The organism is Brevundimonas sp. GW821-FHT12E07 (assembly GCF_058807035.1).
Genome location: NZ_JBXAQH010000006.1, coordinates 41599 through 58119, shown reverse-complemented (window position 1 = coordinate 58119; position 16521 = coordinate 41599). Strand labels below are relative to the sequence as shown.

Here is a 16521-nt window from a genome sequence, read left to right as displayed (position 1 = left end):
GATTCGCGGATCGTGGTTCGACCGCAACGGCAAAGCTTCATAGTTTAGTGTTTGACCTTTTTTGTGAGGCGTGACACTTTGAGCACAGAGCGACGGCGGTCGCTCTTCCGCGTCGGACGTCATCCCCTCCCGATAGCGGCGTGTGAGAGAGAAAAACTTCAGCGCCCGGTACGCTCGTACCGGGCGTTTTTTCTTTGTTTCCAAGGGCGCTAACGCTCGCGACGCGGTCGCTCGCTGCTTGAGCGCGACAAGGGGCGGCATCGCGAGAAGAATGGCGCGTCGGGTTTAGCTTGAGTGTGCGCTGCCGCCCGCTAGAAGCGCCCCATGACCCTGCGCATCGCTACCTGGAACATCAACTCCGTCCGCCTCCGCATCGATCAGGTGGCCCGGTTCGTCGCCGAGAGCGGGACCGACGTCCTGTGCCTGCAGGAGATCAAATGTCTGGAGGACCAGTTCCCGCGTAACGCCTTCGCCGAGATGGGCATGCCGTATCTGCGCATCGCGGGTCAGAAGGGCTGGCACGGCGTGGCCATCGCCAGCCGCCGCCCGATCACTGACGCGCCCCAGCTCGATATCTGCCGCAACAAGCACGCCCGCGTCGTCTCGGCGGTGGTCGAGGGCGTCGAGATCCAGAATTTCTACATCCCCGCCGGCGGCGACCTGCCGGACCGCGAGCTGAACGAGAAATTCGATCACAAGATGGATTATTACGAGCGACTGACGGCCGAGATGGCGTCGCGCGATCGCTCCAAACCCCTGCTGTTGGCCGGGGACTTCAACATCGCGCCCAACGAGTTCGACGTCTGGAACCACCGCTATATGTCCAAGGTGGTCAGCCATACGCCGGGCGAGGTCGAGACCCTGTACCGGCTCCAGAATGCGGGAGGGTTCAACGACGTGGTCCGTGACGCCTTCCCCGAGCCGCAGAAGCTGGCCAGCTGGTGGAGCTATCGCGCCCAGGATTTCCGCAAGTCCAACCGCGGCCTGCGCCTCGACCACCTGTGGACCTCGCCCGGCCTGACGCCGAAGGTGATCCCGGGCAGCGCCAAGATCCACGACACCGTCCGTGAGTGGGAGCAGCCTTCCGACCACTGCCCGATCACGGTCGATCTGGACGTCTAGCCGATCGGCCTTACGGCTGCAGCCGGTATCCGCCCGCGTCGGTCAGCAGCAGCCGCGCCGCGCCGGGCTCGGGCTCGATCTTCTGGCGCAGGCGATAGATGTGGGTTTCCAGGGTGTGGGTCGTGACCCCGGCGTTATAGCCCCAGACCTCGGTCAGCAGCTCCTCGCGCGACACCGGCTTGGCTCCGGCGCGATAGAGATACTTGAGGATATTGGTCTCTTTTTCCGTCAGCCGGATCTTCTTGCCCTTGTCGTCGACCAGCATCTTGCCGGCCGGGCGGAAGGAATAGGGGCCGATGGCGAAGACGGCGTCTTCCGACTGTTCGTGGCTGCGCAGGTGGGCGCGGATGCGGGCCAGCAGCACGGCGAAGCGGAAGGGCTTGGTGACATAGTCATTGGCCCCGGCGTCGAGGCCCAGCACCGTGTCGGCGTCGGAATCCTGGGCCGTCAGCATGATGACCGGGGTGGCGACCCCGTCCTTGCGCAGCAGGCGGCAGGCCTCGCGGCCGTCCATGTCGGGCAGGTCGACGTCCAGCAGGATCAGGTCGGCGCGCAGTTCACGGCCCAGCCGGATGCCTTCGGTGGCCGTCGCGGCCTGGACCGTGCGGAACTCTTCATGGAGCGCCAGCTGCTCGGCCAGGGCCTCGCGCAGGTCGTCGTCGTCGTCGATGATCAGCAGGGTCTTGGGCGTGGGCATGTCGATAACAATGGCGAGGCTTGGGTGAATCGCCAAGGGCGACGGGGAAAATGAAGTCGATTCAGGCGATAGAGGGCGTCTCGAAAGAGTTTCGTTCCCCGAAAAGCGCCGTTCCGACCCGCACGTGGGTGGCGCCGAAGCGAATCGCCGTCTCGAAGTCGCCGCTCATTCCCATCGACAGGACCTTCAGGCCGTTGCGTTCGGCGATCTTCGACAGCAGGGCGAAATGCAGGCCGGGCGCTTCGTCGGCGGGCGGGATGGCCATCAGCCCTTCGATCTTCAGCCCATAGGTTTCACGCGCCAGGGCGATGAAGGCGTCAGCCTCCCTCGGCAGGATCCCGGCCTTCTGGGGTTCGGCGCCGGTATTGACCTGGACCAGCGTCCGCGGGCTGCGGCCCTGACGCTGGATCTGGTCGGCCAGGGCCCGGGCCAGCTTCTCGCGGTCCAGGGTCTCGATGACGTCGAAGAAGGCGACGGCGTCGGCGGCCTTGTTCGACTGCAGGGGGCCGATCAGCCGCAGTTCGAGGTCGGGCAGGGACCGGCTGCGCTCGGTCCAGCGGCTTTCGGCCTCCTGCACCCGGTTCTCGCCGAAGACGCGCTGGCTCGTGGCGAGGATGGCGTCGATGGCTTCGGGCGGCTGGGTCTTGGAAACGGCGGTCAGGATGACGGAGGCCGGGCCGCGGCCGACGGATCGGGCGACCTCGGCGATCCGGGCCCGCACCGCCGCGACGCGCTCGGCCACAGTAGACTGGGGCGGCAAAGCGGGGGATGACGACGGCATGGACGGCTCCGGAACCCTGTCGAACGAGGCGCGCATCCTGTGGGATGCAGCCCGGGGTCTAGCCCGGGAGACGGCGTCTGTCAGCGCGCCCCTGCTCTTCTTCACCGATCCGGAGCGGACGCCCGAGCCTTGGCGGACGGCCGAACGGCTCCCGATCGGAGCGGGCGTGGTCTATCGCCATTTCGGCGCGGCCGACGCCGAGCCTGTGGCGCGGCGGTTGAGGGCCATCGCGACCGAACGCGGCCTGATCCTGCTGATCGGTCTGGACGCCGATCTGGCCGAGACGGTCGGCGCCGACGGCGTCCATCTGCCGCAGCGGGCTCTGGGGCAGGCGGAGGTCTTGCGGGCGCGACGGCCCGACTGGTGGTTGACCGGAGCTGTGCATGCCGTGGACGCGGCGATCCCGGGCGCACTGGATGCGGTGGTGCTGTCGCCGATCTTTCCAGCGGGCGGCGCTTCGGCGATCAAGCCGCCGTTGGGCGTCGAGGCGCTGAAGGCCGTGGCGGCGCGGCGGCCGGTCTACGCCCTCGGCGGGATCCATGCGACGACCGTCGGCGCCCTGACAGGCTCGGGCGCGTGCGGCATCGCGGGCGTGGACGCCATTCAGAGCGCCTTCGCGGCCTGAAGCTTTAGAACTTGAAGATGGATTCCAGCCGGATGCGCGGCTGCGAGCGGCTGTCCGACTCGGGAGCGCGGGCGGGGTCCTGCTCGGGGCGGGCCACGCTGGCGGCGGCGCCGACGCTGAGGCGCGGCGTGACGCTGTAATAGGCGCCGGCCTCGACATCACCCCACTGGGTCTCGCGACCGACGGGCTGGTTGAGGTTGAAATTCAGGCCCCAGCGGCCGGTGTCGTACCAGCGCAGGCCACGGCGTGGGGCAGGCGGGTTGCCGCGTTGGGCGGCTTGAGCGGCCTGGGCCTCGGCGAGGGAAACGGCGGGCGCATGGGTCCGCGAACCGGCCGATTGGGCCGACGCCGTACCGGCCAGTCCCATCAGGGCCGCCGCGCTCAGAAGTCCTGCGAAGATCGCGCCGAACCGCATTTCCTACCCTTCAGACCCGGCTGAACCGGATCATCAAACCCTGAACCGGCGTTTTCGCCGTGAACCCGACGATTAGACATCGTGGGTCCGCCCGGTCAACGCAACGTGGTCGCCTCATCCGGGTTCCGCCGACTCTATTTGGCCCCTGTGGCGCTAGCGTCACGGGAATGGGGCGGAAACGGACGGACCTGTTTCACACCGGGACGAGCCGTTGAAACCGGCGGCGCGGGATGTCGGCTTTCGATACTGCAAAGATCACGGCGGTCTTCGCCTTGTCATCGCCCCTTTTGGGCGTGTTATAGAGCGTCGCAGCGGCCTCGACCCCCAATTCAACGGCGGTCAGAGCTGTCGCGCCCGCACGACATCTGTTCGCCCGTGGGTCGACGTCCAATCTGAACGGAGAATTCCTCGATGGCCCCCAATAAAGCGATGGCCAAGTCCATGGCACGCGGCGCCGTATTCGCCGCCATCGCGTCCGGCCTGCTGCTGTCCGCCTGTGGCGGCGTCAAGGTGCCCTTCACGGGCGGCCCCAAGCCCGCCAAGGCCAATACCCAGACCGGGATCGGCGTGAACGCCTATCTGTGGCGCGCGACGCTCGACACCCTCAGCTTCATGCCGCTGCTGACCGCCGATCCGTGGGGCGGCGTGGTCAATTATGACTGGTACATCAATCCGCAGACCCCGAACGAGCGCTTCAAGGCCACGGTCTTCATCCTCGACACCCGTCTGCGCGCCGACGCCCTGAACGTGACCGTGACCAAGGAAGTCAAGGACGCCTCGGGCGGTTGGACTGCCGCCCCCGTCGCCGCCCAGACCGAGACTGACCTGGAAAACGCGATCCTGACCAAGGCGCGCCAGCTCAACCTCGCCAACGCAAACTGATCGCGTAGCGATCAGTTTGCTTATTTAAGGGGCGCTATCGCTCGCGACGCGGTCGCTTGCTGCTTGAGCGCGCTCCGGACTGCTTTCGCCCTTCGCGTCGTTTCGGCGCGGAGGGCGTCTCTATTTTCCTTGGGCGTCGCCGCCCTTCGGGCTAATCCGGCGCGAGGGGCGTTTCACGCCTCGCCGTCTCTTCAGGATGCCCGTGGCCCGTTACGAACCGAAAACCGCCGAACCCCGCCAGCAGCAGCGCTGGTCGGATGCGAACGCCTTCGTCACGAAGGATACGGGGCGGGCGAAATACTATGTGCTCGAGATGTTCCCCTATCCGTCGGGCAACATCCACATGGGCCATGCGCGCAACTATGTGATGGGCGACGTGGTCGCGCGTCACAAGCGGGCGCAAGGCTTCGATGTCCTGCACCCCATGGGCTGGGACGCCTTCGGCATGCCGGCCGAGAACGCCGCCATGGAGCGCGGCATCCATCCCAAGGGCTGGACCTATTCCAACATCGCCACCATGCGCGAGCAGCTGAAGATGCTGGGCCTGTCGCTGGACTGGTCGCGCGAGTTCGCGACCTGCGACCCGGAATACTACGGCAAGCAGCAGGCCTGGTTCCTGGAGCTGTTCAAACGCGGCCTGGTCTATCGCAAGGACGCGGTGGTCAACTGGGACCCGGTCGACAACACTGTTCTGGCCAATGAGCAGGTCATTGATGGCCGCGGCTGGCGCTCGGGCGCCCTGGTCGAGAAGCGCAAGCTGAACCAGTGGTTCCTGCGCATCACCGACTACGCCGACGAGCTGATCGAAGGACTGAAGACGCTGGAAGGCCGCTGGCCCGACAAGGTCCGACTGATGCAGGAGAACTGGATCGGCAAATCCAAGGGCGCGACCCTGTGGTGGCCGATCGTCGAGGCGCCCGCCTTCCTGGAGTCGCAGCCTGAAGGCCAACCCAGCCACGACCGCGATCCGATCGAGGTCTACACCACCCGCCCCGACACCCTGTTCGGCGCCAGCTTCCTGGCCCTGTCGGCCGATCACCCGCTGACGAAGGCCATCGCCGAACATCGTCCGGACGTCGCCGACTTCATCAAGGCCTGCGCCCAGACGGGCACCTCGGAAGCCGATATCGAGAAGGCCGAGAAGCTGGGCGTGGATCTGGGCGTGCGTGTCCGCCATCCCTTCGACCCGGACAAGACCGTGCCCGTCTGGGCCGCCAATTTCGTCCTGTCGACCTATGGCTCGGGCGCCATCTTCGGCTGTCCCGCCCATGATCAGCGCGACCTGGACTTCGCCCGCAAATACGACCTGCCGGTGGTTCCGGTGGTCAAACCGGACGATGTCGAGACGATCGAGATCGGAACCGAGGCCTATGTCGGCCCGGGCCGCATCTTCAACTCGGACTTCCTGAACGGTCTGGACGTCGAGGCCGCCAAGGCCGCCGCCATCGCCCGGGTCGAGGAACAGGATCAGGGCCGGGCCGAGACCATCTATCGCCTGCGCGACTGGGGCGTCAGCCGCCAGCGCTACTGGGGCTGCCCGATCCCGGTCATCCATTGCCCGTCCTGCGGCGTCCAGCCGGTCCCGGCCGACCAGCTGCCGGTGGTCCTGCCCGACGACGTCACCTTCGACGTGCCCGGCAACCCGCTGGCCCGCCACCCGACCTGGAGGCACGTCAAATGCCCGTCCTGCCATCAGGACGCGACGCGCGAGACCGACACCTTGGACACCTTCGTGGACTCCAGCTGGTATTTCGCCCGCTTCACCGATCCGACGGCCGACGCCCCGATCGACAAGGCCGCCGCCGACCGCTGGCTGGCCGTCGACCAGTATATCGGCGGGGTCGAGCATGCGGTGCTGCACCTGCTCTACGCCCGCTTCATCACCCGCGCCCTGTCTGACGTCGGCATGCTGTCGGTGAAGGAGCCGTTCGCCGGCCTGTTCACGCAAGGGATGGTGGTCCACGAGACCTACAAGTCCCAGAACGGCAACTGGCTGGCGCCCGATCAGGTCGAAAAGCGCGACGGCCAGTGGGTTGATCGTGAACTGGGCCAGCCGGTCATCGTCGGCGACGTCGAGAAGATGTCGAAGTCAAAGAAGAACGTCGTCGCTCCGGCCGAGATTCTGGAATCCCACGGCGTCGACGCCGGCCGCCTGTTCGTCCTGTCGGACTCGCCGCCCGAGCGAGATGTGCAATGGACCCCCGGCGGCGTCGAGGGCGCCAGCCGCTTCGTCCAGCGCGTCTGGGCCGAGTTCGACGGCTATGACGCCTCCGTCGCCGGCGACGAGGCCACCAACGCCGCCCTGATCCGTGAGACCCACAAGGCCGTCAAGGCCGTGTCGGACGGGGTCGAGGGCTTCCGCTTCAACTCGGCCATCGCCAAGCTCTACGCCTTCCTGGCCACTGTGCGTGACGCCAGGGGCGCGGGCGGCGAGGCCAAACGTCAGGCCCTGTCGGCCCTGGCCCGCCTGATCGCCCCCTTCACCCCCCACCTGGCCGAGGAGTGCTGGTCGCGGCTGGGTGAAGAGGGAATGGTGCTGGACGCCCCTTGGCCCGTCTACGATCCGGCTCTTGCCGCCGACGACGAGGTGGTGCTGCCGATCCAGATCTCGGGCAAGCGTCGCAGCGAGATCACCGCCCCGCGCGGCGCCGCGAGCGTCGACGTCGAGGCCGCCGCCCTCGCCAACCCCGCCATTCAGGCCTATCTCTCGGCCAACGGGGTTTCGGTGAAGAAGGTGATCGTGGTCCAGGATCGCATCGTCAATCTGGTGGTCGGCTGATGGCGCGCGCCGTCCTTCTGGCCGTGATCGCGCTCGCCGGCGCCGCCCTGTCCGGGTGCGGCTTCACCCCCATGTACGCCTCGGGCGGATCGTCGACGATGAGCCGGATCGCGGTCATGGCCGAGGACAACCGTCTGGGCTACCGGCTGCGCGAGCAGCTGGAAGACGCCCTGGCCTGGGATCGGGGCGCCCAGCCGCCGCTGTATCGCCTGACCACGGTGACCGAACAGGCGCGCCGCCCGCTCGGCCGCCGGATCGACGACACCGCCACCCGTTATGAGCTGACGGTTCGGGTCGCCTGGACCCTGACGCCGACGGCGGGAGGCACGCCCCTGACCGGGTCCGAGACCTCGACCTCGACCTATGCCGCCGCCGACCAGCCCTATGCCGCCATCGCCGCCCAGCAGGACGGCGAGGACCGGGCCGCCGCTGAACTGGCCCGGCTGATCCGGATCGACATCCTGCGGGCCCTGTCGGACCAGTAAGCGGTCATGATCCTCGCCAAACGCCCGGACATCGACCGCTTCCTCGCCAAGCCCGAGCCGGGCATCCGGGCGGTGGTCATCCATGGCAAGGATCGCTCTGGGGTCGCCGAACGGGCCCAGGTCCTGTGCAAGGCCATCACCCCCGACCTGAACGACCCCTTCAACGTCACTGTCCTGACCGACAGCGACATCGACGGCGACGAGGCGCGTCTGGAAGAGGCCCTGACGGCGCTGAGTATGATCGGCGGCCGCCGCCTGATCCGCGTCAAGCTGGGGGGTGAAAAGGCCTCGGTCGACAAGATGCTGGCGGCGGCGCTCAAAACCCACTCCGACGGCGGCTTCAATCCCGACGCCATGCTGGTCGTCGAAGCCGGGGCGCTCGGCCGTGACTCGGCCCTGCGCAAGGCCGCCGAGACGGCCAAGGGCGCGGCGGGCATCACCTGCTACGAGGATGAGACCGGCGACGTGGCCCGGATGACGCGCGAGGCCCTGGCCGCCGACAAGGTCGGCCTGACCTCGGATGCGCTGGACCGGTTCGTCAGCCGCCTGCCGCGCGAACGCGGCCTGATGCGGCAGGAGATCGAGCGGCTGGCTCTCTATATCGGCCCCGGCTCGGGCCGGACCATCGATGTGGACGAGCTGGAAGGCCATCTGGGCGTCGAGCCCGACGCTTCGCTTCAGGACGCCGCGCTTCAGGCCTTCGGCGGCCGTCCCGCCCCGTCGCAGGCCGGTCTCAGACGTGCCCTGGCCGAGGGCGAGAGCGCCGTCATGGCCGTGCGTCAGGCCTCGATCCATCTCGGAAAGCTGCGCCGTATCAATGTGCTGCAGGGCGCGGGCGCCGGGGCCAAGGAGGCCGCCAAGGCCGCCGGGGTCTTCTGGAAACAGGAGGCCGAGATGCTGCGTCAGGCCCGCTCCTGGCGGCTGGAGGACCTCGATCAGGTCCAGGACAGTGTCAATGTCGCCGATGTCGCCACCAAGACCACGGGCATGCCCGAGGGCCTGATCGCCGAGCGGCTGCTGCTGGAAATCGCCGCCCGCGCGAGACGACTGGGTCTTTAGACTCTAGTCGAGCTGACGGGCTTCCTCGGTCAGCATGATCGGCACGCCGTCGCGGATCGGAAACGCCAGCTTCGCCGACTTCGACACCAGCTCATTGGCGTCACGGTCATAGGTCAGGACGCCGCGCGTCACCGGACAGACCAGCACCTCCAGCAGGCGGGGATCGACCGAGGTCGGGGTGTTGAAAGCGTCGGACATGGGCGGGCTCGGTCGGTGGTTGGGGCAGGCGTGCGTGATCTATGCCTTCGGTTTCGCGCCGTCACGCATTGATTTCCACGCGCCGATGAGCGGCTGACGCAGGCGAAACTGCTGGTGAGCCGATCACGTCCGCCCTAAGGCTACCGGTGTCATTTAGGGGCTGAAGCCATGCGTTGTCTCCTGAGCCTGCCGGTCATGATCCTTGTCGGCCTGATGTGGCTGGCTCCGTCCGCGACCCCGTCAGCGGCCAGGGCAGAGGACGCCGGGTCTCCGGCGGCCCAGACTCCGGCCAGACAGCGGCTGTTCGTCCTGACCGATATCGGCGGCGATCCTGACGATCGGGAATCGATGGTCCGGTTGATGACCTACGCCAACCAGTTCGACATTGAGGGTCTTGTCGCGACCAGGAACAGCAGTGGGCTGTTTCCGGACCTGATCACCGGGATCATCGCCGGCTACGGTCGGGTGCGCGACAACCTCCTTCTTCACGAGCCGGGATATCCGACCGCCGCAGCGCTGGACGCGGTGGTCGCGCAGGGGCCGGTGATTGATGGCGAGGCCGGCGTGGGGGGCGGCTTTGATTCGTCCGGCTCCGAGCTGCTGATCAAGGCGGTCGACCGTCAGGACGACCGTCCGCTCTGGGTGACGGTCTGGGGCGGCCCGAGCGTTCTGGCGCAGGCGCTCTGGAAGGTTCGGGCGACGCGTTCCCCCGAGGAACTGGCCCGGTTCGTCAGCAAGCTGCGCGTCTATGCCATATCGGACCAGGACGACAGCGGCCCCTGGATAAGGCGTGAGTTTCCGGATCTCTTCTACATCGTCAGTCCCGGTGCGACCTTTCACAAGTCGACCTGGATCGGGATCAGCGGTGACCGCTTCCACGGCCGTTTCGCCGGTGGCGACTATTCTCTCGTGACCAACGAATGGATCGACCGGAATATTCGGGGCAGAGGGCCGCTGTCGGACCTCTATCCCAACTGGAAGTTCCAGATGGAAGGCGACACCCCGTCCTTTCTGTTCCTGCTGGATAACGGCCTGAACGCGCCCGACCACCCGGACTGGGGTGGCTGGGGCGGACGCTACGAGCTCTACACGCCCCACCGGCAAAAATGGTTTCTGGCGGACGAGACACGGCCCATCTGGACGGATGCGACAGACGAGGTGCTTGGCCGCGACGGCGAATGGCACGACGACCAGTATGCGACCGTCTGGCGCTGGCGTGAGGCGTTCCAGAACGATTTCGCCGCACGGATGGACTGGACGATCAAATCCTATGCGCAGGCGAACCATCCGCCTGTCCCCCGCCTGGGCATGCCCGATCATATTCAGGCCCGACCGGGCGACCGCGTGGCGCTGAGCGCGACGGGATCGTCGGATCCCGATGGCGACGCCTTGTCCTATTCATGGTTCGTCTATGAGGAGCCGGGCACGCGAAGCATGTCAAACAACGTCTCCGGCGTGAAGCAGGAGGTTCAGGATGCAGACCAGCCGCTGGCCTCCCTGCTGGTCAAGACCAGCCGCGTTGTTCCTCCTGGCACGGGCACCATCCACGTCATCCTGGCGGTGACGGATCATGGCGCCCCGCGGCTGACGCGCTATCGGCGGGTCATCATTGACGTGGTGTCCAACGCGACGGCCCGCTGACTTTCGGAACGTCTGTCCCTACTGCATCGAGCTCGGCGTCTCGCCGTCGCCGGGCTCGGCGGCGTCGATCTGCATCAGGGCGGTCAGGGTCAGGCAGCGGTCGTCGAGCGTGGGGGATTCCAGCAGGGCCTGTTTTTCGGCCGGCTCGAAGGGCAGGGCCATGGCCAGGCTGTTGATCAGGGCCTCCTGGGGCGCGGCCTCGGCGGTGTCCCAGTCGATCTCCAGCTCGCGCCGCTCCAGATAGGCCTTGAGCGCGGTCAGGAAGGCGTCGCGGTCGAAGGGCTCGCCTGTCGGCACGGTCAGGTCGCTCTCGAACGGGGCGAAGGCGGCGCGGATCTGGCGATAGGGGGTCTGGCTGGGCAGTTCGGTCGTGACCCGGAAGCGGCAGACCCCGGTCAAGGTGATCAGATAGCGGCCGTCAGAGGTCTCGGCGAAGCTGGTGATGCGGCCTGCGCAGCCGACGGCGGTCAGGCTGGGCAGGCTGGCCGGGCCGCCCGAGGGCTGGATCAGGCCGATGACCCGGTCGCCCGCCATGGCGTCGTCGACCATGTTCAGATAGCGCGGCTCGAAGATGTTGAGCGGCAGCTGCCCGCGCGGCAGCAGGATCGCCCCGGGCAGGGGAAACACCGGGATGACCTGGGGCAGGTCCGCGGCCTTCACATAGCCCTGGGGCATCCGGCGTTCTTTCGGCTTACGCGAACAGGATCGAGGACAGGCGGCGGCGGCCGTCGCGGGCGACTTCGCTGGTCGCCCCGGCGGCTTCGAACACGGTCAGAAGCTGTTTGCGGGCGGCCTGTTCGTTCCACTCGCGGTCGGCGGCGACGATGGCCAGCAGGCTGTCGACCGCGCCCTTCAGATCGCCGGAAGCCGCCTGGGCCAAAGCGAGGTCGAAACGGGCCTGGTGGTCGGCCGGATCGGCGGCGACGGCGGCCTTGAGGGCGTCGGTCTCGCCGGCTGGCGCGCTGGAGGCCAGGGCCAACTGCGCGCGCACCCCGACGACGGCCGGTTCAGTCGAGTTGGCGGGGGCCATGGCGATGGTCTGGGCCGCCTGTTCGGCGTCGCCCTCGCCCAGATACGCCCGCGCCATGCCGGCGATGGCCTTCTGGTTCTCGGGCTCGATGGTCAGGGCGTGGGCGAAGGCCTGGGCCGCGCCGCCGAAGTCCGACAGGGTCAGGGATTCCTCGCCCAGCGACAGCAGCTGTTCGACGTCGGCGTTGACGCCCTCGCCGCCGGTCAGCTTGTCGATGAAGGCCTTGATCTGGCTTTCGGGCACGGCGCCCTGGAAGCCGTCGACCGGCTGGCCGTTGACGAAGGCGTAGACGGTCGGGATCGACTGGACCCGCAGCTGGCCCGCATAGGCCGGGTTCTTGTCGACGTCGATCTTGACCAGTTTCACCGCGCCCCCGGCGGCGCGCACGGCTTTTTCCAGCGCCGGGGTCAGGGTCCGGCACGGACCGCACCAGGTCGCCCAGAAATCGACGATCACCGGCCGCGAGCGCGAGGCCTCGATGACGTCGGTCATGAAGCCGGCGTCGGAGCCCTCGACGATCACATCGCCGTGACCGTTGGTCTCTGAATTCGCTTTCGGGTCGGCGAAGGTCATCAAAAGCCTGCTTTATCTGGAGTCGGGAATAACGCGGGGAGGCGTCAAATGGTCCCCGGAGGCGACAAACTCAAGGATTTCTCCCGCCGGAGGGTGTCACTCTCCTGCAACGCGAAAAATATCCGTGGTTTTCCTCTTATTGGGTGCAAGCCAAACCGCTCTGCTTCATGCTTCATTAAGGTCTGGGTGACTGGGGAGACATCAATCGTGAAATCAGTTCTGATCCTGGCGCTGGGCGCCACCACTCTCGCGGCGGCCGGCTCGGCCTTCGCGGGTGACAAAGAAGCCGCCGGTTATGCCACGGCGTCGGCCAACACGTCCACGATCATCGAGGGCGAACGTTGGGGCGGCGGCGCGAACATGACCGCCGTCAATCCTAACTGCGAATGCTCGGTCCCGACCGTCAGCGTTCCCTTCTACACCGTGCGTCCGCCCGCACCGCCGATCCGCGTCCGCGCGCCCGGCATGCGCATCTCGTCCGCTCCGGTGTTCGCGCCGTCGCCGGCGATCTACATCCAGGGCCCGCCGATCTACGTCGACGCCCCGCCGGTCCAGGTCGCGCCCGCCCAGGTTTACCTGGAAGCGCCCGACGTCCACGTCCGCCCGTCGGAAGTGTCCGTCGCTCCGCCGGAAATCCACTTCACGCCCGCTGGCCCGGATCATCCGGACGAGCACTGCTGCGACGTCGCTTCGCCGCCGTCGGCTTCCAACAACCTGCCGCCGCCCCCGATGGGCGCCGTGGACGGTGGCCCCGCCACCTATCCGGCCGCTCCGGCCCCGACCTCGGGCGGCTATGCCGCTCCGGCCGGTGGTTACCCCGCTCCTGCCGTCGGCAGCAGCTCGGGCTACTCGCAAGAGCCCGGCGAGCGCGGCTGATAAGACCTCGACCTTCGGGTCAGGTTACGAAACTGGAGCGGTCCGTCGAAAGGCGGGCCGCTCTTTTCGTTTTGGGGCGATGTGTCGGCGGAAAGTCCCTGGTCCCTGGTCCCTAGTCCCTCTGACCTCAGATCAGCGCGATGCTTTCCGCGATCGCCAGGGCGGCGGCGCGGGGATCGGCGGCGGCGCTGATCGGGCGGCCGACCACCAGATGGGTGGCGCCGTCCCTCAGGGCGCGGTCCGGAGTGGCGGCGCGGGCCTGGTCGTCCATCGACGCCCCGACCGGGCGGACGCCGGGGGTGACGATCAGGAAGTCGGGGCGACCGGCGGCGACGGCGATTTCGCGCACGCGGGCGGCCTCGTGCGGGCTGGCCACCACCCCTGCGATGCCGCTGTCCAGCGCCTGACGCACCCGATGCTCGACCAGCAGGGCCGGCGACAGGCTGTGGTCGTCGGCGATCAGGTCTTCGGCGTCCAGACTGGTCAGGACGGTGACGCCCAGCACCTTCAGGTCCGACCCGGCGACGCCGCGCGCCGCCGCGGCCATGACCTGCGGCCGGGCGTGGACGGTCAGGAGGTCGCAACCGGCCCCGGCCAGCACCGCAGCGGCCTTCTCCACCGTCGCGCCGATGTCGTGCAGCTTCCAGTCCAGAAACACCTTGCGCCCCTCGGCCTTGAGCTCGCGCGCCAGCCCCATTCCGTCCGAGGCGAACAGCTGCAGCCCGATCTTGTAGAAGCCGACGGCGTCCTCGATCCGGTCGATCAGGGCGCGGGCCTCGGCCGTCGTCGGGGTGTCCAGGGCGCAGATCAGTCGGGGATCGGGCGCGCGGTTGGGGTTCAGCGCGGTTTCCGGTGCGTTCGGGTCAAGCAGGGTCATCGACGGACTCGCGTTTCGCGGCTAGACCGGACGCAGAGGTGCGTCGGGCGGGGCCGGCGGCGGATTTGGGCTGAGAAACAGGCATGGACGCGCTTGATCTGGGGGTCAACCTGTTCGTGGCCCTGTTCGCCCTGGTCGACCCCATCGGCAACATCCCGATTTTCGCGGCGGCGACCGCCGGGGCCAACACCCGTCAGCGTCTGTCGGTCTCGGCCCTGATCTGTGTCTTCATCGCCCTCTTCCTCGCCTTCTTCTTCTTCACGGGCCTCGGGCTGCTGCAGTTCTTCGGCATCTCGCTGGCGGCCTTCCGTATCGCGGGCGGCATCCTGCTGCTGCTGCTGGGTCTCGACATGACCCGCGAGGACTTCCTGACCATGTTCGCCGACAAGGACGCCCTGGCCGACGCCAAGGATGTGCGCGGCTATGCCCGGCGCCGGTTCCAGAGGCTGATCGTGCCCTTCGCCATGCCCCTGCTGATCGGCCCGGGCGCCATCTCGACCATCATCATCCAGGCCGGCGAGGCCCAGAAGCTGGGGCCGACCGGCACGGTCGCCGGTCTCGTCGCCATCGGGGCGGCGGCTCTGGCCACCTTCGTCACCTTCGCCCTGACCGGACCCCTAAGCCGAATTCTCGGCGAGATCGGGATGGCGATCATCGTGCGGGTGCTGGGCCTGATCCTCTGCGCCCTGGCCATCCAGTTCATTCTGGCGGGTCTCGGGGAGGCCATTCCGGGCATGTTCGCGGGCTCTGTGACCTCGCCCTACCCCAGCGGACACTGAAGAAAAACGCCGGTTTCGTCCGGAATCGGACGTTATAACCAAGGTCGGCCTTTATTGTGCGCCGCACATAGGCCTAGCGTGAGTGAAGTACGCAAACAGGCTTTTGGTTCCGGAAATGCTCGGCGAGGTCGTCACCTTTCTTCATCGCAATGCGCGGGTCGTCATTCTGGCGCTCCCGGTGGCGATGATCTGCGCGGGCGCTGCGCTCGCGGAGAGCCTGCACCACATTCACTGATCGGGCGCTGATCGGGCGATCAGATCCGTTTCAGGCGTTTGGCGTGTCCGCCGATGATCTTCAGCGCGAGACCGTCGGGCAGCAGCTTCGGGATCGCCGCCAGAAGATTGTTCCGCCAGCCCGGAACCACGCGCGGCCGGTTGGCCTCCACCGCCGCATAGCCGACCCGGGCGACATGGTCCGCGGTCTGCCACATCCAGGCCGGATAGGCTGAGGACACCTCCTCGCGGCTGCCGTTGACGTCGTGGAACTCGGTCAGGGTATAGCCGGGGCACAGGGCGGTGACGTGCACTCCAGTCCCGGCCAACTCCAGATGCAGTCCGGCAGAAGCCTTGATCAGGAAGCTCTTGATCGGCCCGTACAGGGTGTCTCCGCCCGTCGCCGGCATCAGCCCCGCCAGAGACGCCACGTTCAGCACCCGACCGAACCCACGCTCGACCATGCCGGGCAGCAGCAGCCGGCTCAGGGCGATCGGGGCGGTCAGCATGACGTCGATCATGGCGGCATGCTGATCAGGGCTGGTCGAGAGGAAGCCCGTCGTGCGGCTGAAGCCCGCGTTGTTGATCAGGCCGTCGACGGTCAAGCCGCGCTGTTCCAGGGTCGCGGCCAGCCGGTGCGGGGCGTCCGGATCGGCCAGATCCGCGGTCAGGACGGTGGCCGTCACGCCATGATCGACGGTCAGTTCACGCGCGAGGGCTTCAAGCGGGACCGCGCGCCGGGCCACCAGGATCACGTCCCAGCCCTTTTCCGCATAGACCCGGGCCAGGGCCGCCCCGATGCCGGCCGAGGCGCCGGTGACCAGAACCGTCCGCTTCACGGGCCGCTCAGGCCGCGACGGGGCAGGATGCGTGGGGCGCGAAGGCGGCGAGGGACTCAGGCGCCTCGGCCAGCAGATCGGCGATGGTGATCCGGCTCAGGGCCTCATGGGCGGCGCTGTCGGCGGCGGTCAGGGCGCGGGCGACCTGACGCGGAATATGTTCGCTGACCGGACAGCCCTTGGCCCCCTGAGGCGTCGAGCCCAGATGGGCGCAGCCGTTGACGGCGCGCAGCACCTGATCCAGCCGGATGTCCTCGGGCCGGCGCAACAGCCAGCTGCCGCCGGACGCGCCGGGACGGGTGGCGATCAGCCCGGCCTTGGCCAGAAGGGCGGTCACGCGGCGGATCACCACCGGATTGGTCGGGATCGAGGCGGCCAGGATCGCGCTGGGCATGGCGCGCGCCGCATCATACGCGTCCTTGTGGGCCAGATAGGCCAGGGCGTGGGCGGCGACGGGAAAGCGTTGGCTGTCTGACATTTTGGCTCTGTTCCAGCCCCCAAGGTAAGCGTTCCGGGGCGGATTCACAAATCGGAGGCCTGGATCGGGAGAACACGGTGCAACTGAAACCGGTGTCGCACGATTGAACCGGGCGCGGAATGAGCCTACAGGCGCTCCGCTTTGATGGGCGCGCCGATCGCGCAGCCCGGAG

At 67.7% G+C, this 16521-nt stretch carries 19 protein-coding genes; 10 read left to right on the top strand and 9 right to left on the bottom strand.

Annotated features, from left to right (window positions below):
• Positions 1–324: 324 nt before the first annotated feature.
• Entirely contained in the window at positions 325–1122 is a 798-nt protein-coding gene (gene xth / locus AC1ROD_RS18560) for an exodeoxyribonuclease III (RefSeq protein WP_492949737.1), read from the top strand.
• Positions 1123–1132: 10 nt separating this feature from the next.
• Here xth and AC1ROD_RS18555 read toward each other — a convergent pair whose 3' ends face one another.
• Together AC1ROD_RS18555 and AC1ROD_RS18550 are read right to left on the bottom strand one after the other, a co-directional pair.
• Positions 1133–1819, bottom strand: a complete 687-nt coding sequence (locus AC1ROD_RS18555) for a response regulator transcription factor (protein ID WP_207869995.1) — start codon at positions 1817–1819, stop codon at positions 1133–1135.
• Between the two features lie 61 nt (positions 1820–1880).
• On the bottom strand, positions 1881–2600 hold the full coding sequence (locus AC1ROD_RS18550; RefSeq protein WP_492949736.1) for a YggS family pyridoxal phosphate-dependent enzyme: 720 nt from the start codon (positions 2598–2600) through the stop codon (positions 1881–1883).
• On the opposite strand from AC1ROD_RS18550, the gene AC1ROD_RS18545 reads away from it, so the two are divergent.
• A complete protein-coding gene (locus tag AC1ROD_RS18545; protein WP_492949735.1) occupies positions 2599–3225 on the top strand; it encodes a thiamine phosphate synthase in 627 nt (208 codons plus the stop codon). The genes AC1ROD_RS18550 and AC1ROD_RS18545 overlap by 2 nt on opposite strands.
• A 4-nt stretch (positions 3226–3229) precedes the next feature.
• Here AC1ROD_RS18545 and AC1ROD_RS18540 read toward each other — a convergent pair whose 3' ends face one another.
• On the bottom strand, positions 3230–3640 hold the full coding sequence (locus tag AC1ROD_RS18540; RefSeq protein ID WP_492949734.1) for an NtrZ family periplasmic regulatory protein: 411 nt from the start codon (positions 3638–3640) through the stop codon (positions 3230–3232).
• Between the two features lie 411 nt (positions 3641–4051).
• On the opposite strand from AC1ROD_RS18540, the gene AC1ROD_RS18535 reads away from it, so the two are divergent.
• The 4 genes from AC1ROD_RS18535 to holA all read left to right on the top strand — a co-directional run bounded on the left by AC1ROD_RS18535 (position 4052) and on the right by holA (position 8845).
• On the top strand, positions 4052–4522 hold the full coding sequence (locus AC1ROD_RS18535) for a DUF3576 domain-containing protein (protein ID WP_492949733.1): 471 nt from the start codon (positions 4052–4054) through the stop codon (positions 4520–4522).
• Positions 4523–4724: 202 nt separating this feature from the next.
• Positions 4725–7301 carry a leucine--tRNA ligase gene (leuS, locus tag AC1ROD_RS18530; RefSeq protein ID WP_492949732.1) on the top strand — a complete coding sequence of 859 codons (2577 nt, stop codon included), beginning with the start codon at positions 4725–4727 and terminating at the stop codon, positions 7299–7301.
• A complete protein-coding gene (lptE, locus tag AC1ROD_RS18525; protein WP_492949731.1) occupies positions 7301–7786 on the top strand; it encodes an LPS assembly lipoprotein LptE in 486 nt (161 codons plus the stop codon). Before leuS ends, lptE begins: the two co-directional genes overlap by 1 nt.
• A 6-nt stretch (positions 7787–7792) precedes the next feature.
• Positions 7793–8845: a DNA polymerase III subunit delta gene (gene holA / locus AC1ROD_RS18520; protein WP_492949730.1), complete on the top strand. Its 1053-nt coding sequence runs from the start codon at positions 7793–7795 to the stop codon at positions 8843–8845.
• 3 nt (positions 8846–8848) lie between these two features.
• On the opposite strand, the gene AC1ROD_RS18515 is transcribed toward holA, so the two are convergent.
• The gene (locus tag AC1ROD_RS18515; RefSeq protein WP_492949729.1) at positions 8849–9043 is read right to left on the bottom strand and encodes a Trm112 family protein; all 195 of its coding nucleotides are present in this window, start codon (positions 9041–9043) and stop codon (positions 8849–8851) included.
• A 168-nt stretch (positions 9044–9211) separates the two neighbouring features.
• On the opposite strand from AC1ROD_RS18515, the gene AC1ROD_RS18510 reads away from it, so the two are divergent.
• Entirely contained in the window at positions 9212–10684 is a 1473-nt protein-coding gene (locus AC1ROD_RS18510; RefSeq protein ID WP_492949728.1) for a nucleoside hydrolase-like domain-containing protein, read from the top strand.
• An 18-nt stretch (positions 10685–10702) separates the two neighbouring features.
• Here the strand turns inward: AC1ROD_RS18510 and AC1ROD_RS18505 are convergent, their stop codons facing one another.
• Positions 10703–11359 carry an LON peptidase substrate-binding domain-containing protein gene (locus AC1ROD_RS18505; RefSeq protein WP_492949727.1) on the bottom strand — a complete coding sequence of 219 codons (657 nt, stop codon included), beginning with the start codon at positions 11357–11359 and terminating at the stop codon, positions 10703–10705.
• A gap of 16 nt (positions 11360–11375) precedes the next feature.
• Complete coding sequence (trxA, locus tag AC1ROD_RS18500; protein WP_492949726.1) at positions 11376–12287, bottom strand: thioredoxin; 912 nt, start codon at positions 12285–12287, stop codon at positions 11376–11378.
• 207 nt (positions 12288–12494) lie between these two features.
• Between trxA and AC1ROD_RS18495 the strand changes: the two genes are divergently transcribed.
• A complete protein-coding gene (locus AC1ROD_RS18495) occupies positions 12495–13163 on the top strand; it encodes a hypothetical protein (protein WP_492949725.1) in 669 nt (222 codons plus the stop codon).
• 127 nt (positions 13164–13290) lie between these two features.
• On the opposite strand, the gene pyrF is transcribed toward AC1ROD_RS18495, so the two are convergent.
• Positions 13291–14040 (bottom strand): orotidine-5'-phosphate decarboxylase, encoded by a 750-nt coding sequence (pyrF, locus tag AC1ROD_RS18490; RefSeq protein ID WP_492949724.1) that lies wholly within the window; start codon positions 14038–14040, stop codon positions 13291–13293.
• A gap of 83 nt (positions 14041–14123) precedes the next feature.
• Here pyrF and AC1ROD_RS18485 point away from each other — a divergent pair, with 83 nt between their 5' ends.
• Positions 14124–14819: a MarC family protein gene (locus AC1ROD_RS18485; protein WP_492034354.1), complete on the top strand. Its 696-nt coding sequence runs from the start codon at positions 14124–14126 to the stop codon at positions 14817–14819.
• An 82-nt stretch (positions 14820–14901) separates the two neighbouring features.
• Positions 14902–15054 carry a hypothetical protein gene (locus tag AC1ROD_RS18480; protein ID WP_492949723.1) on the top strand — a complete coding sequence of 51 codons (153 nt, stop codon included), beginning with the start codon at positions 14902–14904 and terminating at the stop codon, positions 15052–15054.
• A 19-nt stretch (positions 15055–15073) separates the two neighbouring features.
• Here the strand turns inward: AC1ROD_RS18480 and AC1ROD_RS18475 are convergent, their stop codons facing one another.
• Both AC1ROD_RS18475 and AC1ROD_RS18470 read right to left on the bottom strand, forming a co-directional pair.
• On the bottom strand, positions 15074–15871 hold the full coding sequence (locus AC1ROD_RS18475) for an SDR family NAD(P)-dependent oxidoreductase (RefSeq protein ID WP_492949722.1): 798 nt from the start codon (positions 15869–15871) through the stop codon (positions 15074–15076).
• Between the two features lie 7 nt (positions 15872–15878).
• Positions 15879–16349, bottom strand: a complete 471-nt coding sequence (locus AC1ROD_RS18470; protein WP_492949721.1) for an Rrf2 family transcriptional regulator — start codon at positions 16347–16349, stop codon at positions 15879–15881.
• Between the last annotated feature and the right edge of the window lie 172 nt (positions 16350–16521).

Bases quoted from the DNA above. Each gene is read 5' to 3' on its own strand.
- xth (WP_492949737.1), top strand. From the start codon at position 325: ATGACCCTGCGCATCGCTACCTGGAACATCAACTCCGTCCGCCTCCGC.
- AC1ROD_RS18470 (WP_492949721.1), bottom strand. From the start codon at position 16,349: ATGTCAGACAGCCAACGCTTTCCCGTCGCCGCCCACGCCCTGGCCTAT.
- AC1ROD_RS18550 (WP_492949736.1), bottom strand. From the start codon at position 2,600: ATGCCGTCGTCATCCCCCGCTTTGCCGCCCCAGTCTACTGTGGCCGAG.
- AC1ROD_RS18535 (WP_492949733.1), top strand. From the start codon at position 4,052: ATGGCCCCCAATAAAGCGATGGCCAAGTCCATGGCACGCGGCGCCGTA.
- pyrF (WP_492949724.1), bottom strand. From the start codon at position 14,040: ATGACCCTGCTTGACCCGAACGCACCGGAAACCGCGCTGAACCCCAAC.
- lptE (WP_492949731.1), top strand. From the start codon at position 7,301: ATGGCGCGCGCCGTCCTTCTGGCCGTGATCGCGCTCGCCGGCGCCGCC.
- AC1ROD_RS18515 (WP_492949729.1), bottom strand. From the start codon at position 9,043: ATGTCCGACGCTTTCAACACCCCGACCTCGGTCGATCCCCGCCTGCTG.
- AC1ROD_RS18545 (WP_492949735.1), top strand. From the start codon at position 2,599: ATGGACGGCTCCGGAACCCTGTCGAACGAGGCGCGCATCCTGTGGGAT.
- holA (WP_492949730.1), top strand. From the start codon at position 7,793: ATGATCCTCGCCAAACGCCCGGACATCGACCGCTTCCTCGCCAAGCCC.
- AC1ROD_RS18540 (WP_492949734.1), bottom strand. From the start codon at position 3,640: ATGCGGTTCGGCGCGATCTTCGCAGGACTTCTGAGCGCGGCGGCCCTG.
- trxA (WP_492949726.1), bottom strand. From the start codon at position 12,287: ATGACCTTCGCCGACCCGAAAGCGAATTCAGAGACCAACGGTCACGGC.
- AC1ROD_RS18510 (WP_492949728.1), top strand. From the start codon at position 9,212: ATGCGTTGTCTCCTGAGCCTGCCGGTCATGATCCTTGTCGGCCTGATG.
- AC1ROD_RS18555 (WP_207869995.1), bottom strand. From the start codon at position 1,819: ATGCCCACGCCCAAGACCCTGCTGATCATCGACGACGACGACGACCTG.
- AC1ROD_RS18505 (WP_492949727.1), bottom strand. From the start codon at position 11,359: ATGCCCCAGGGCTATGTGAAGGCCGCGGACCTGCCCCAGGTCATCCCG.
- AC1ROD_RS18485 (WP_492034354.1), top strand. From the start codon at position 14,124: ATGGACGCGCTTGATCTGGGGGTCAACCTGTTCGTGGCCCTGTTCGCC.